Origin of the sequence: Micromonospora sp. URMC 106, assembly GCF_051386395.1 — a bacterium.
Lineage (GTDB): Bacteria > Actinomycetota > Actinomycetes > Mycobacteriales > Micromonosporaceae > Micromonospora.
This window is the reverse complement of record NZ_JBPQTP010000077.1, coordinates 17895-32579: the sequence shown is the minus strand read 5'-3', so window position 1 is coordinate 32579 and position 14685 is coordinate 17895. Positions and strand designations below refer to the sequence as shown.

Genomic DNA, 14685 nt, shown 5'->3' with positions numbered 1-14685 from the left:
GGCGGCCGGCGGCCCGGCTCGTCTCGGGTCCGGGGGGTGTAACGACGTGGGGCCGGCCGGCATTCCGGCCGTCGCCCCGGGCCGTCGCAACGGCTCGGGGGTCACGCGCTCACGATGAATACAACGACGCGGGCCCTCGGCCCATGCCCACCCGGCCGGTGGCGCCCGCCACCACAACCCACCACAAACCCGACACACGGCATCGGCACCCCACCGCACCCGCGTCGAACCGGACACACACCCCACGCGGGCGCGCCGGGCCAGCGGCTGCGGGGGTTCGCACACGGGTCGGGAGGGGCCGCCCGCACCGGCCCGCGAACCAGCCGGAACGGGCACCCGCCGGGCCCGGCCCCCGGCGGCCGGCGGTCGGACGGCTGCGACCATGACGGCATGGAGATCTGGAACAACCCGTCCTGCTCGAAGTGCGCCGCCGCCCGGTCCGCGCTGGACGAGGCCGGGGTGGACTACGGCGTCCGCCCGTACCTCACCCGGCCGCCGAGCGCGGCGGAGCTGACCGAGGTGCTGCGCCGGCTCGACGCGCGCCCCTGGGACGTCTGCCGCACGCAGGAGCCCGCCGCCGTCGCCCTCGGCATGGCGGACTGGCCGCGCGACGAGGCGGCCGAGCCGCGCTGGATCGAGGCGATGGTCGCCGCACCGGAGCTGATCCAGCGGCCCCTGCTGCTGCTCGACGACGGCAGCGCGCTCGTGGGCCGTACCCCCGAGGCGTTGGCGGAGGCGGTGCGCCGCAGCGGCGCGACGCCCGGCGGCGACGCGGAGCCGGGCCCCTCCTCGCCGCGGTAGCGCGTTTCCGCCCGTGGCCGGCGGGAATGCGGCCGGTCGGACGGCACCGTCCGCACGCCGGAGGGAGGGGTCGGATGGCGCCACAGAGTCTGTCCACCGCCGTCCCGCAGCGGCTCACCCCGGTCGCCGGGGCGCCCCTGTGGTGCGACGCGCACGAGTTCGGGCTGCGCGGCGACGGCGTGACGAACGACCAGCCCGCGCTCTCCGACCTGGTGGACCGCCTCGGCGAGGGGTACGCCGCCGACGGGCGGGCCCGGGTCATCTACTGCCCGCCGGGGATCTACTCGATCCGGGACGCGGGCACGGTGTGGCGCAGCGGGGTGTCGCTGATCGGCGCGGGGCCCGGGGCGACGCGGCTCCTGCTCAGCAACGAGGGGAACCGGGCCGATCCGACCCCGCTGGCCCTCTGGACCACCGTGCAGCACGGCAACGCGGACGGGCCGGTGCGGCTCGACACCCCGCCGATCGGCGGACGCTGGGACGGCAACCACCACGACGAGGACTGACGCCCGGGGGCGGTCAGCGCGCGTCGTCGGCGGGCGCCGCCGCCTCCGCGTGCCGGTCGCGCAGCCGGGCCCGGATCTCCTCCGGGGTGTACGCCCGGCGTCGCCGTTCGGCCCGCGCGATCACCACCCCGGACGCCGCGACGCCGGCGAGACCCGCGAGCCCGAGCACCTTCCACCACCGCATCCGTTGCCGCATCGGCCTAGGGTAGACCCCCATGAGCATCAGTCTGGACGAGGCAGTGGAGCTGACCCGCACCGGCGACGTGTGGGTGTTCCGGGGCCGCAGCGTGCCGGACCGGGCCATCCAGTTGACCACCAACAGCCCGGTCAACCACGTCGGCATGGCCGTGGTGCTGGACGACATGCCGCCCCTGATGTGGCACGCGGAGCTGGGCAGGTCGCTGCCCGACATGTGGTCCGGCACCCACCAGCGCGGCGTGCAGTTGCACGACCTGCGCGACGCGGTCTGCGTCTGGGCCAACCGGTACGGCCAGCGGGCGTGGCTGCGCCAGCTCGACCCGCCGGCCGACGCGGAGATGGAGAACGCGGTGCTGCGCACCGTCGCCCGCCTCGACGGCACGCCGTTCCCGTCCACCGCCCAGCTCGCCTGGCGCTGGCTGCGCGGCCGGGTGCCGGCGCTGCGGGTGCCGGCGCTGCCCCGGACAGGCCGGGACCGCTCCGGCGCGTCGGTGCGTGACCGCGCGCTGGAGACGGCGTACTGCGCGGAGGTCGTCGCGGTGACCTACGAGGCGATGGGGCTGCTGCCCGCCGGACGGCGTCCGAACTGGTACGACCCCGGGCGGTTCTGGAGCGGCGACGACCTCGGGCTGGCCGGCGACGCCCGGCTCGGCGCCGAGATCGAGGTACGCGTCCCGGCGCGGTGAGGTTTGGCGCGACGGCCGGCCGGCAAATGCTGTCCCCGTGAGAGCTTCCACCGATCTCGACACGCTGGCCGACTTCTTCGACCGGTACGGCCTGGCGCTGACCACCGGCGACCTGCCCGCCATCGCCGGCTGTTACGCCCTGCCGGGGCTGGTGGTCGCCGACACCTACAGCTTCTCCTTCACCTCCCCGGCGGCGGTGGCACTGTCCTTCGTGGGCGCGGCCCCCGACTACCAGGAGCGCGAGCTGGTGGCCGCGCACGCGGCCATCGAGGACGTGCAGCCGATGTCGGCGCTGCTGACGATGGTGGCCGTCGAGTGGGAGTTCCTGGACAGCCAGGGCCGGGCGGTGCGCGGCGAGCGCTACCGCTACCTGCTGCGCGCCACCGACGACGGCCCGGTCATCTGCACGGTGCTGCGGTCCGCCTGACCCGCGGGTAGCGCTCGGCGTCCCACCCCGTCGTCGCCGACCGCTACGCTGCCCGGGACGACCGCTGGAGGAGGGCCATGTCCGGGACGGACCGAACTCCGAGCAAGTCCTACGGCACGGCCGCCATCGCGTCCTCGCCCTGGATCGTGGTGTCGGTCGGCGTCGGGGTGATGGTGGTGCTGCTGGTCATCGCGCTCGGCGCCTACCGGGGGCGCAGCCCCGCGTTCGACGCGCAGCCCCGCCCGCCCGAGCCGACCCTCGCCCTGCCCGACCCGCGGCCCTCGCCGAGCACTCCGGCCACGACCGCGTCGCCGTCGCGGCGGGCGTCGCCCACGCCGTCCGGCCGCGTCACCGGCCGGCCCACCCCGAGCCGGCCCGTGGAAAGTCGTACGCCGTCCCCGACGGCCAGCCGGACCGACGACGCGGTGGCGGTGGCCCCGCCCTCCGCGTCGCCGGTGAGCGGGCGGTACCGGGTGGTGGAGCAGTTCCACGACGGGTTCGTCGGTGAGGTGCTGGTCAGCAACGCGTCGACCACCGCTCGGGAGTGGACGGCGCGACTGGCCTTCCCGGGCGGGCGGTTGGGCAGCGCGTGGATCGAGGGGGCGCCACAGGGGACGGCGAGGCGGACCGACGACGGCTTCACCTACCACAGCGGCGAGGACCTGGCCGGGGGCGCGTCGGTCGCGCTGCGGTTCTACGTCGAGCACGCGGCGAGTCGTCCGACGAGCTGCGTCGTCGACGGTGGCGCCTGCCGCGGGCTGTAGGTCACCGACGGACCCACCACGGCCCGGCGCGGGTTGCGCCGGGCCGCGCCTTTTGCAAGCCGACTGCTTTGTTGCGACGCTGTTTGCAAGGTATTGCAGAATGTTTCGGCAAGGGCTAGCGTGCGGGCCAATCAGCGACCAGAGGAAGGCCGTCGATGAAACCCCCGCCGATACCGCGCAAGGCCCTGCTCGCCCTCGTCTGCATGCTCACCCTCACCCTCGTGGGCGCCCCGGTCGCCGTGCGCCAGCTCGGGGCCGCCGCCACGGCCGGCCCGGACGGCACCGGCCCGCTCGCCGCCGCCGGCGCCGCGCAGTGGCGCGCCGAGCCCTCGGCGGAGGCGCTGCTCAAGGCCGGAAGCAGCCAGGCCCGCGCCGAGCAGTTCTACTTCGTCCTGCCGGACCGGTTCGCCAACGGCGACCGGCGCAACGACGCCGGCGGCCTGACCGGGGACCGGCTCGCCACCGGCCTCGACCCGAAGGACAAGGGCTTCTACCACGGTGGCGACCTCAAGGGCGTCATGGACCGGCTCGACTACATCGAGGGGCTCGGCACGACGGCCATCTGGCTCGCCCCGATCTTCAAGAACCGCCCCGTGCAGGGCACCGGGTCCGACGTCTCCGCCGGATACCACGGTTACTGGATCACCGACTTCACCCAGGTCGACCCGCACTTCGGCACGAAGGACGACCTGAAGCGGCTGGTGCGGCTCGCCCACCAGCGCGGGATCAAGGTCTACCTCGACGTCATCGTCAACCACACCGCCGACGTCATCAGGTACGCCGAGGACAGGTACACCTACGTGGACAAGGCGACCTCCCCCTACACCGACGCGCAGGGGCGCGCCTTCGAGGACCGCAACTACGCCGACGGCAGCCGGGACTTCCCGAAGGTCGACACCACGTCGTTCCCGTACACGCCGACGTTCGCCACCCCCGCCGACGCGAAGGTCAAGGTCCCGGCGTGGCTCAACGACCCGACCATGTACCACAACCGGGGCGACTCCACCTTCGCCGGGGAGAACAGCGAGTACGGCGACTTCTTCGGCCTCGACGACCTGTGGACCGAGCGCCCGGAGGTGGTGCGCGGGCTGACCGAGGTCTACTCCGAGTGGGTGGAGTCCACCGGCGTGGACGGCTTCCGGCTGGACACCGTCAAGCACGCCAACCTCGACTTCTGGCCGCAGTTCAGCCAGGGCATCGAGCGCGCCGCCGACCGCGCGGGCAAGCCGGACTTCTTCATGTTCGGCGAGGTCTACAGCGCCGACCCGGAGATCACCTCGACGTACGTGCGGCGCGGCGGACTGCCGGCCACCCTCGACTTCGCCTTCCAGGAGGCCGCGCGCGGCTACACCGCCGGTGACGGCTCCGCCAAAGCCCTCGCCGACGTGTACGCCCGCGACGACCTCTACAACTCCCGCGACACCGACGCGGGCCGGCTGACCACCTTCCTCGGCAACCACGACATGGGCCGCATCGGCTCGTTCATCGCGGGCGGTGGCGCCGACCCGGCCAGCCACCTGCGCCGCGACCGGCTCGCCCACGAGCTGATGTTCCTCACCCGAGGCCAGCCGGTGGTCTACTCCGGCGACGAGCAGGGCTTCACCGGCCCCGGCGGGGACAAGGACGCCCGGCAGGACATGTTCGCCTCGAAGACCCCCGACTACCTCGACGACGACCTGCTCGGCACCGACCGCACCCACGCGGCGGACCAGTTCGACCCGACGCACCCGCTCTACCGGGCCATCGCCGAGCTGGGCGCGTTGCGCCAGGCGCACCCGGCCCTGCGCGACGGCGTCCAGGTCACCCGGTACGCCGCCGACGGCCCCGGCGTCTTCGCCTTCTCCCGGATCGACCCGAAGCAGCGCACCGAGTACGTCGTCGCGGTGAACAACGCCGCGACCGCGCAGACTGTCACCGTGGACACGTGGTCGGCCGGCGCCACCTTCGCCGGCGTCTACGGCGGCGCCGCCGCCCCGGTCGCCGGCGCGGACGGCAAGCTCACCCTGACCGTGCCGCCGCTGTCGGCCGTCGTGCACCGCGCCGGCACCCCGATCGCGCTGCCCGACGCCGCGCCGCAGCTCACGATCACCGCCCCGGCGCCCGGCGAGCCCGTCGCCACGAAGGCCGCCGTCACCGCCCAGGTCACCGGCGACCCGCTGGCCACCGTGAGCGTCGCCGCCCGGGTCGCCGGCGGGAGGTGGACCCTGCTCGGCAGCGCCGACCGGGCCCCGTACACGGTCCACCACGACCTGACCGGCCTGGCCGGCGGCACGAAGATCGAGTACAAGGCCGTCGTCCGCGACGGGAAGGGCCGCACCGCGACCGCCCGGTCCACCGCCACCGTCGGCACCCCCGCCGCCTCCGCCTCCCGCGACTGGGCGGTGGTGCACTACCAGCGCCCGGCCGGCGGCTACGCCGACTGGGGCCTCTACGCCTGGGGCGACATCGACCCGGCGTACGCCACCCAGTGGCCCAAGGGACAGCCGTTCGCCGGTGAGGACTCGTACGGCCGGTTCGCCTGGGTGAAGCTCAAGCCCGGCGCGAAGTCCGTCGGCTTCCTGGTGGTCGACGCAGAGGGCAACAAGGACGTCGGCCAGGACCGCACCATCGACGTGACACAGACCGGCGAGGTCTGGGTCAAGCAGGGCGACCCGACGGTCTACCCCACCCGGCAGGCCGCCACCGGCGAGCCCGACCCGCCGGTCGCCGACGGCACCGCGGTCATCCACTACCACCGGGCCGACGGCAACTACGACGGCTGGGGCCTGCACCTGTGGGACGGGGCCGCCACCCCGACGGACTGGGCCAAGCCGATGGCGCCGACCAGCGTCGACTCCTTCGGCGCCGTCTTCCGGGTGCCGCTGGCGGCCGGGGCGACCGGGCTGAGCTACATCATCCACCGCGGCGACGAGAAGGACCTGCCCGACGACCAGCGGCTCGACTTCACCGCCGCCGGCCGCGAGGTGTGGCTGCTCGCCGGCACGCCCGGGCGGCTCCTGCCGTCCACCGCGTCCGGCGCCGCCCGGGACGTCGACATCACGAAGCAGAAGGCGCACTGGATCGACCGCTCGACCGTCGCCTGGCGGACCGGGCCCACCGACGGCAGGACGTACGCCCTGGTCGCCGCCCCGGCCGGCGGGGTCACCGTCGCCGACGGCGAGCTGGTCGGCACGTACACGACGCTTCCGCTCGACGCGCAGCGCAACGGGCTCACCGAGGCCCAGCGCGCGGCCTTCCCGCACCTGTGGGCGTACCGGAGCTTCACGCTCGACCGGCGGGACCTGGGCAAGGTTCCCGCGGCCCTGCGCGGGCAGCTCCTGGTGACCGAGCGGGACGCCGAGGGCACCCTGCTCGCCGCGACCGGCGTGCAGATCCCCGGCGTGCTCGACGACGTCTACGCCCGGGCCGCCGACGCGAAGCTCGGGCCGACCTTCGCCGGCAGGGTGCCGACGCTCGCGGTCTGGGCGCCGACGGCGCGGCAGGTGTCGCTGGAGCTCTTCGACTCCCCGACCGGGCAGCCGAGGACGGTGACGATGCGCCGCGACGACCGCACCGGCGTCTGGTCGGTGCGCGGCGCCCGCGACTGGTACGGCAAGTACTACCGCTACCAGGTGCGGGCGTGGCAACCGGCGACGCAGAAGATGGTCACCGCCGCGGTGACCGACCCGTACTCGCTGGCGCTGGCGCCGAACTCCACGCACAGCCAGATCGTGGACCTGGCCGACCCGGCGCTCGCGCCGGCGGGCTGGGAGCGGCTGCGCAAGCCGGCGGCCGTGCCGTCGACGAAGGTGCAGATCTCCGAGCTGTCGGTGCGGGACTTCTCCGTCGCCGACACCACGGTGCCGGCCGAGCGGCGGGGCACCTACCTCGCCTTCACCGACCCGGGGACCGCCGGCATGAAGCACCTCGAGGCGCTCGGTGACGCCGGGGTGACCCACCTGCACCTGCTGCCCGCGTTCGACTTCGCCACGATCCCCGAGCGCCGTGCCGACCAGCGGCAGCCCGCCTGCGACCTGGCCGCGCTGCCGCCGGACTCCGAGGAGCAGCAGCGGTGCGTCGCGGCGGTGGCGGACACCGACGGCTACAACTGGGGGTACGACCCGCTGCACTACACGGTTCCCGAGGGCGGCTACGCCGTCGACCCGGCCGGGGCGCGGCGCACCACCGAGTTCCGGCAGATGGTCGCCGGGGTCAACGGCGCCGGGCTGCGCGTGGTGATGGACGTCGTCTACAACCACACCTCGGCGGCGGGCGCCGACCCGAAGTCGGTGCTCGACCAGATCGTGCCCGGCTACTACCACCGGCTCCTCGAGGACGGCAGCGTCGCCAACTCGACCTGCTGCGCCAACACGGCCCCGGAGCACGCCATGATGGGCAAGCTCGTGGTGGACTCGCTGGTCACCTGGGCCCGGGCGTACAAGGTGGACGGTTTCCGCTTCGACCTGATGGGCCACCACCCGAAGGCGAACATCCTGGCCGTGCGCAGGGCGCTCGACGAGCTGACCGTGGCCCGCGACGGCGTGGACGGGAAGAAGATCCTGCTCTACGGCGAGGGCTGGAACTTCGGCGAGGTCGCCGGCGACGCCCGGTTCATGCAGGCCACCCAGGCCAACATGGCCGGCACCGGGATCGGCACCTTCAACGACCGGCTCCGCGACGCGGTGCGCGGCGGCGGGCCGTTCGACGCCAACCCGCGGGCGCAGGGCTTCGCCTCCGGGCTGTTCACCGATCCCAACGGCGACCCGGTGAACGGGTCCGCCGCCGAGCAGAAGGCCCGCCTGCTGCACCAGCACGACCTGATCAAGGTGGGGCTCACCGGCAACCTGCGCGGCTACCGGTTCACCGACTCCGCCGGCCGGCAGGTCACCGGCGCGCAGGTCGACTACAACGGCTCGCCGGCCGGCTACACCGCCGCGCCGGGGGAGGCGGTCACCTACGTCGACGCGCACGACAACGAGATCCTGTACGACGCGCTGGCGTACAAGCTGCCGCACGACACGCCGATGGCGGACCGGGCCCGGATGCAGGTGCTGGCGCTGAGCACGGTGGTGATGGGGCAGGGCACCGGATTCGTCACCACCGGCACCGAGCGGCTGCGCTCGAAGTCGCTGGACCGCAACTCGTACAACTCCGGTGACTGGTTCAACCAGATCCGGTGGGACTGCGCGCGGGGCAACGGGTTCGGCGCCGGCCTGCCGCCCGCGCAGGACAACCGGGACAAGTGGCCGTACGCCAAGCCGCTGCTGGCGGATCCCGCGCTGGTCCCGGACTGCGCGGCGATCACCATGACCGACGCCCGGTACGCCGAGTTGCTGAAGATCCGGGCCTCCTCGCCGGTCTTCGGGCTGACCACGGCGGAGCAGGTGCAGAAGCGGGTCGCCTTCCCGCTCTCCGGCGCGGCCGAGACGCCCGGCGTGCTCACCATGACGCTGGACGGACGCGGCCTCGACGGGCGCTGGAAGTCGGTGACGGTAGTCTTCAACGCCACCGGTGAGACGGCGACGCAGCAGCTGACCGGGCTGCGCGGGGCGGATGTGGCGCTGCACCCGGTGCTGCGCACCTCGGCGGACGAGGTGCTGCGGACGGCCTCCTTCGACCCGGCGAGCGGCACGTTCACGGTGCCGGCGCGCAGCGTGGCGGTCTTCGTCCAGCAGTAGGTGACACACGTGTCCGGCCCCCTTCCGCCGAGCGGAAGGGGGCCGGACCGTCCTCTGCGTCAGCCGATGCCGTGCCGGCTGACCCCGGTGGCTGTGCTCAGTTGGCGCAGCCGGGGACGTTGGTGCAGTTGCGGGGTTCGTTCTTCTTGATGATGGTCTTGTTGTCGAGGTTGACGGTGGCGTTGTTGGCGTTGAAGATGCCGCCCGCGCCGGCGGTTTCGGCGGCGAAGTTGCCGACGATCTTGCTGTTGCGGATGGTGAGGACGGCGGTGGTGTCGTTGTAGATGGCGCCGCCCTGTTCGGCGTGGTTGCCCTTGAACTCGCTGTCGTAGAGGTTCAGGGTTTCGCCGTTGAACAGGCCGCCGCCGTTGTCGCCGGCGGTGTTGTCGGCGAAGACGGTGTGCTTGATGGTGGCGATGCTGTCGCTGTCGTGGAAGACGCCGCCGCCGTCGTCGGTGGCCTTGTTTCCGGCGATGATGACGTACTCCAGCAGCATGGTGGAGTCGCCGACGTTGTGGATGCCGCCGCCGCTGTCGCAGGCGGTGTTGTGGGCGATCTTGGTGCGGGTGACGGTGAGGCGGGCGTCGTCGTCGCTGTGGATGCCGCCGCCGTCGTTGCTGGCCTTGTTGTTGGTGATCTGGCTGTAGGCGATGGTGGCGGTGCCGTTGTCGCGGTTGGCGATGCCGCCGCCGTCGCCGCCGCTGTTGCCGGTGCCGGTGGCGGTGTTGTTGTCGATGTGCGAGTCGTGGACGGTCAGTTCGCCTTCGTTGTAGATGGCGCCGCCGTTGCCGCCGTTCTCGCCGTTGCCGCGGGCGTGGTTGTCGGCGAGGGTGCTGTCGTGGATCTCGACCTCGCCGAGGTTGTAGATGGCGCCGCCGTTGCCGCCGTTGCCGGTGCCGGTGGCCCGGTTGTCGACCAGCTTGGTGTGCTTGAGGGTGGCCTCGCCGCCCTCCTGCACCAGCAGGGCGCCGCCGTTGGCGCGGGTGGGCAGTTGCGGGGGCGCGGTGACCTGGCCGCCCTTGAGGGTGAGGTCCTTCAGGGTCAGCTGGCCGCCGGAGGCGACCTCGAAGAACCGGAACAACTCGGTGCCGTCGTGGAAGAACGTGGAGTTGTTGCCCAGGATCGTGATCCGCTCGTCGATGACGGGGAAGGCGTTGTTGTCGGTCTGCTCGGTGAACCTGTAGGTGCAGTCGCGGGCCAGCTTGAACACCCCGCCGGTGTCCTCGTTGGCCCTGTTCACCGCCTCGACCAGGACGTCGGTGTCACACGGCAGTTCCTTGGCGTCCTTGCCGTCCTTGTCCTTGTCCTTGCCGTCCTTGTCCTTGCCGTCGCGGCCGTCGCGGCCGTCCTTGCCCTGCCAGTCCTTGCCGTCCTTGCCCTGCCAGTCCTTGCCCTGCCAGTCGTCCTGGCCACCGCGGGAATCCTGCCCCTCCCGGCCCTTGCCGGTCTCGCCCGCGCGGTCGCCGCGACCGGCGTCGTCCTTGGCGACCTGCTCGGCCGTGGACCACTTCAGGTCGGCGAGACGGTCGACCCCGACGGCGCCCGCGCTGCTCGCGGCGGCGACGCCGGCGAGGCTGACCACGCCGGTCAGTCCGGCGACGCCGGTGGCGAGCCACAGCTTGCGCCGGCTCTTCGGCGCGGTGTTCTCGGCGTTCTTGCGAAGGTAGTTGGACATCGGAGCTCTCTGCTCTCTCCTCGTACCAGACAGGGCCGCTCCGCCACCGCGGGCTGCCCTGGCTACAAATCGGTTGTAGCTACTGAGGCCCACCGTATGAGAATCTTTTTCTCTTCACGGCCATATCCGAAAGGAACCCACGTTAGGGGTAACACGGATCAGGGTGGGACGGTCCGGACGGCGGGGAGTGAGGCCGCGTAGTCGTGCCGAACCGGCGGGTTGCGCCACGTCTCGCCCCAACCGGCGCCGAACCCCACCACGGGTTGGCACGTTGCCGGCCCGGGGCGGGATCGTCCCCGGGCCGGCGCCCGCACGGAAGGGATCCCTTCCCCCGGACGGGGGAAGGGATCCCTTCGTTATGTGGTGGTTCAGTTGGCGCAGCCGGGGACGTTGGTGCAGTTGCGGGGTTCGTTCTTCTTGATGATGGTCTTGTTGTCGAGGTTGACGGTGGCGTTGTTGGCGTTGAAGATGCCGCCCGCGCCGGCGGTTTCGGCGGCGAAGTTGCCGACGATCTTGCTGTTGCGGATGGTGAGGACGGCGGTGGTGTCGTTGTAGATGGCGCCGCCCTGTTCGGCGTGGTTGCCCTTGAACTCGCTGTCGTAGAGGTTCAGGGTTTCGCCGTTGAACAGGCCGCCGCCGTTGTCGCCGGCGGTGTTGTCGGCGAAGACGGTGTGCTTGATGGTGGCGATGCTGTCGCTGTCGTGGAAGACGCCGCCGCCGTCGTCGGTGGCCTTGTTTCCGGCGATGATGACGTACTCCAGCAGCATGGTGGAGTCGCCGACGTTGTGGATGCCGCCGCCGCTGTCGCAGGCGGTGTTGTGGGCGATCTTGGTGCGGGTGACGGTGAGGCGGGCGTCGTCGTCGCTGTGGATGCCGCCGCCGTCGTTGCTGGCCTTGTTGTTGGTGATCTGGCTGTAGGCGATGGTGGCGGTGCCGTTGTCGCGGTTGGCGATGCCGCCGCCGTCGCCGCCGCTGTTGCCGGTGCCGGTGGCGGTGTTGTTGTCGATGTGCGAGTCGTGGACGGTCAGTTCGCCTTCGTTGTAGATGGCGCCGCCGTTGCCGCCGTTCTCGCCGTTGCCGCGGGCGTGGTTGTCGGCGAGGGTGCTGTCGTGGATCTCGACCTCGCCGAGGTTGTAGATGGCGCCGCCGTTGCCGCCGTTGCCGGTGCCGGTGGCCCGGTTGTCGACCAGCTTGGTGTGCTTGAGGGTGGCCTCGCCGCCCTCCTGCACCAGCAGGGCGCCGCCGTTGGCGCGGGTGGGCAGTTGCGGGGGCGCGGTGACCTGGCCGCCCTTGAGGGTGAGGTCCTTCAGGGTCAGCTGGCCGCCGGAGGCGACCTCGAAGAACCGGAACAACTCGGTGCCGTCGTGGAAGAACGTGGAGTTGTTGCCCAGGATCGTGATCCGCTCGTCGATGACGGGGAAGGCGTTGTTGTCGGTCTGCTCGGTGAACCTGTAGGTGCAGTCGCGGGCCAGCTTGAACACCCCGCCGGTGTCCTCGTTGGCCCTGTTCACCGCCTCGACCAGGACGTCGGTGTCACACGGCAGTTCCTTGGCGTCCTTGCCGTCCTTGTCCTTGTCCTTGCCGTCCTTGTCCTTGCCGTCGCGGCCGTCGCGGCCGTCCTTGCCCTGCCAGTCCTTGCCGTCCTTGCCCTGCCAGTCCTTGCCCTGCCAGTCCTTGCCCTGCCAGTCCTTGCCCTGCCAGTCGTCCTGGCCACCGCGGGAATCCTGGCCGTCCTTCTTGTCGTCTTTCTCGCCGGAGCCCGGGTCGGCCGTGCCGGCGTCGCTGACGTTCTGCTTCGGGGTCGACGCCTGCGCGTCCGACAGCCGGTCCGCGCCGCCGGCCTTGTCGTCGCGGGCGGCCACGCCGCCCAGTGCCGCCAGGCCGACCACGCCGGTCAGTCCGGCAACGCCCGCAGCCACCCAGAGTTTGCGCCGCCCTCGGGTCGGTGCGCCCGTGGGGGCGCCACCGTCGGGAGTCGTTACGTCATTGGACATCAGAGCCTTCCGCCCTTTCCTGCTGCCAGACGGGGTCGCACTACTCGAAGCGGTGCGACCAGCTACAAATGGGTTTGTAGCCTCTGATAGTCACCGTATGAGAAGGATCCTCGCGAGAGGCGTGAATCCGAGAAAACCCCGCATTCCCCTCACTCCGGGCGCGACGTGCCGACGCGGCGGCTCCGGGCAGGAAGTGGGTGAGCAGCGCGAACGCCGACGGGCCCCCCCGCCGGTGCGTCGACGTCGAAAACGTCGCGACCGGCGGCGAGGCCCGTCGTGTGGTCGTGCCCGCGGGATCAGCCCGGCAGGCGCGGACCGGCCTCACGCTGCTCGGCCAGCCAGGTCTCCACCTCGTCGGCCCCGCGCGGCAGTCCGGCGGAGAGGTTCACCGCGCCGGTGGCGGTGACCAGGATGTCGTCCTCGATCCGGACGCCGATGCCGCGCAGCTCCTCGGGAACCAGCTCGTCCTCCGGCTGGAAGTAGAGCCCCGGCTCGACGGTGAGCACGTAGCCCTCGCCCAGGACGCCGTCCCGGTACTTCTCCTTGCGGGCGTCGGAGCAGTCATGCACGTCGATGCCGAGCATGTGGCCGAAACCGTGCAGCGTCCAGCGCCGGTAGATCGTGGACTTCTCGTCCATCGCCTCGTCCACGCCCACCGGCAGCAGGCCCAGGTCGGCCAGGCCCTCGGTGAGCGCCCGCATGCACGTCAGGTGGACGTCGTGGAACTTCACCCCCGGCCGGATGACGTCGATGCCGGCCTGCTGCGCGCGGTGCACGACGTCGTAGACCTGGCGCTGGAGCGGGGTGAACCGGCCGTTGACCGGTAGCACCCGGGTCACGTCGGCCGTGTAGAGGTTGCGGTTCTCCACGCCCATGTCCATCAGCAGCAGCTCGCCCGGGCGGGTCGATCCGTTGTTGTGCACCCAGTGCAGGATCGTCGCGTGCTCGCCGGCGCCGACGATCGAGCCGTAGCCGACGTCGTTGCCGTCGTGCCGGGCGCGCAGCGCGAAGACGCCCTCCAGCAGACGCTCCGAGACGCCCCGGTCCGCCGGCAGCACCCGGGCCACGTCCTCGAAGCCCCGCACGGTCGCGTCGATCGCGTCCTGGAGCTGCGAGATCTCCCACTCGTCCTTGACCAGCTTCTGCTCCGCGATGGTGACCGCGAGCTCCCAGTCGCGGGCCGGCTGGCCCTGGGCGCGGGGGCCGTCGTACGGGCGCACGGCCGCGTCCACCCGCGCGTCGAAGCCCCGCAGCACCCGGGTGCGCCCCGGCGCCAGGTCGGCCAGCGCCGCCTCCAACTCGGTCAGGTCGGCGGTCGGCAGGCCCAGCTCGGTCGACTTCTCCGTCAGGGTGTGCCGACGGCCGAGCCACAGCTCGCCGTGCCGGCTGCGGAAGAACTCGTCGTTCTGCCGCGACGACCGGGGGCGCATGTACAGCGTGGCGTCGTGGCCGGACCCGTTCGGCCGCAGCACGAGGACGCTGTCCGGCTCGTGGTCGCCGGTCAGGTAGACGAAGTCGCTGCCCGGCCGGAACGGGTATGCGGTGTCGTTGGCGCGCACCTTCTCGCCGCCGGTCGGGATCACCAGGGTCTCGCCCGGGAAGGCCGCGGAGAGCGCGGCGCGGCGCTTGGCGTAGTTCGGCACCTCCGGTCGCGGGCCGACCGGCAGCGCGGTGTCCCGCCAGCCCTGCCGCATGAACGTCAGGAACGCCTCCGGGAATGCCGGGTCGTGCGACTCGGCGCCGTCCGCCGGCTTGTTGTCGGTGCGTTCCTCGGCCATGCTCCGCTCCCTCCGCGTCGTTGCTGGTCCTGACGGTACCCCGCGCCGTGTCGGGTCGGCTGGCCCGGTAGGCCCCCCGCGCGGGCGGGGCTGCGGGCCGCCCCGCCGTCCGCCGGCCGTCACGATGCCCGCGGCCGCCGGCGGGCGCGACGCCCGGAGGGGCGGCGCTCCCGCGTACCCCGTTCCCGCCGCGCGGGAG

9 protein-coding genes and 1 pseudogene are annotated in these 14685 nt (G+C 72.4%); 6 read left to right on the top strand and 4 right to left on the bottom strand.

What is annotated here, in order from left to right:
• The first annotated feature begins 390 nt into the window (after window positions 1–390).
• Both ACSNOB_RS22090 and ACSNOB_RS22085 read left to right on the top strand, forming a co-directional pair.
• Window positions 391–801, top strand: coding sequence for an ArsC/Spx/MgsR family protein (locus ACSNOB_RS22090; RefSeq protein ID WP_436688355.1), 411 nt, complete (start codon window positions 391–393; stop codon window positions 799–801).
• A gap of 74 nt (window positions 802–875) precedes the next feature.
• Window positions 876–1229: pseudogene (locus ACSNOB_RS22085) on the top strand (glycosyl hydrolase family 28-related protein); the annotation flags it as partial.
• A 91-nt stretch (window positions 1230–1320) separates the two neighbouring features.
• On the opposite strand, the gene ACSNOB_RS22080 reads toward ACSNOB_RS22085, so the two are convergent.
• Window positions 1321–1503, bottom strand: a complete 183-nt coding sequence (locus tag ACSNOB_RS22080; RefSeq protein ID WP_357465055.1) for a hypothetical protein — start codon at window positions 1501–1503, stop codon at window positions 1321–1323.
• 19 nt (window positions 1504–1522) lie between these two features.
• On the opposite strand from ACSNOB_RS22080, the gene ACSNOB_RS22075 reads away from it, so the two are divergent.
• The 4 genes from ACSNOB_RS22075 to pulA all read left to right on the top strand — a co-directional run bounded on the left by ACSNOB_RS22075 (window position 1523) and on the right by pulA (window position 9039).
• Complete coding sequence (locus ACSNOB_RS22075; RefSeq protein WP_436688354.1) at window positions 1523–2191, top strand: hypothetical protein; 669 nt, start codon at window positions 1523–1525, stop codon at window positions 2189–2191.
• 37 nt (window positions 2192–2228) lie between these two features.
• The gene (locus tag ACSNOB_RS22070) at window positions 2229–2618 is read left to right on the top strand and encodes a hypothetical protein (protein ID WP_393103866.1); all 390 of its coding nucleotides are present in this window, start codon (window positions 2229–2231) and stop codon (window positions 2616–2618) included.
• 77 nt (window positions 2619–2695) lie between these two features.
• Window positions 2696–3382, top strand: coding sequence for a cellulose binding domain-containing protein (locus ACSNOB_RS22065; RefSeq protein WP_436688353.1), 687 nt, complete (start codon window positions 2696–2698; stop codon window positions 3380–3382).
• Between the two features lie 155 nt (window positions 3383–3537).
• Window positions 3538–9039 (top strand): pullulanase-type alpha-1,6-glucosidase, encoded by a 5502-nt coding sequence (gene pulA / locus ACSNOB_RS22060; protein WP_436688352.1) that lies wholly within the window; start codon window positions 3538–3540, stop codon window positions 9037–9039.
• 97 nt (window positions 9040–9136) lie between these two features.
• Here pulA and ACSNOB_RS22055 read toward each other — a convergent pair whose 3' ends face one another.
• The 3 genes from ACSNOB_RS22055 to ACSNOB_RS22045 form a co-directional block, all read right to left on the bottom strand.
• On the bottom strand, window positions 9137–10714 hold the full coding sequence (locus ACSNOB_RS22055; protein ID WP_436688351.1) for a right-handed parallel beta-helix repeat-containing protein: 1578 nt from the start codon (window positions 10712–10714) through the stop codon (window positions 9137–9139).
• A 368-nt stretch (window positions 10715–11082) separates the two neighbouring features.
• Window positions 11083–12633 (bottom strand): right-handed parallel beta-helix repeat-containing protein, encoded by a 1551-nt coding sequence (locus ACSNOB_RS22050; RefSeq protein WP_436688350.1) that lies wholly within the window; start codon window positions 12631–12633, stop codon window positions 11083–11085.
• Window positions 12634–13004: 371 nt separating this feature from the next.
• Window positions 13005–14486, bottom strand: a complete 1482-nt coding sequence (locus tag ACSNOB_RS22045; RefSeq protein ID WP_436688349.1) for an aminopeptidase P family protein — start codon at window positions 14484–14486, stop codon at window positions 13005–13007.
• Window positions 14487–14685 lie beyond the last annotated feature (199 nt).

Bases quoted from the DNA above. Each gene is read 5' to 3' on its own strand.
- ACSNOB_RS22055 (WP_436688351.1), bottom strand. From the start codon at position 10,714: ATGTCCAACTACCTTCGCAAGAACGCCGAGAACACCGCGCCGAAGAGC.
- ACSNOB_RS22090 (WP_436688355.1), top strand. From the start codon at position 391: ATGGAGATCTGGAACAACCCGTCCTGCTCGAAGTGCGCCGCCGCCCGG.
- ACSNOB_RS22065 (WP_436688353.1), top strand. From the start codon at position 2,696: ATGTCCGGGACGGACCGAACTCCGAGCAAGTCCTACGGCACGGCCGCC.
- ACSNOB_RS22080 (WP_357465055.1), bottom strand. From the start codon at position 1,503: ATGCGGCAACGGATGCGGTGGTGGAAGGTGCTCGGGCTCGCGGGTCTC.
- pulA (WP_436688352.1), top strand. From the start codon at position 3,538: ATGAAACCCCCGCCGATACCGCGCAAGGCCCTGCTCGCCCTCGTCTGC.
- ACSNOB_RS22075 (WP_436688354.1), top strand. From the start codon at position 1,523: ATGAGCATCAGTCTGGACGAGGCAGTGGAGCTGACCCGCACCGGCGAC.
- ACSNOB_RS22045 (WP_436688349.1), bottom strand. From the start codon at position 14,486: ATGGCCGAGGAACGCACCGACAACAAGCCGGCGGACGGCGCCGAGTCG.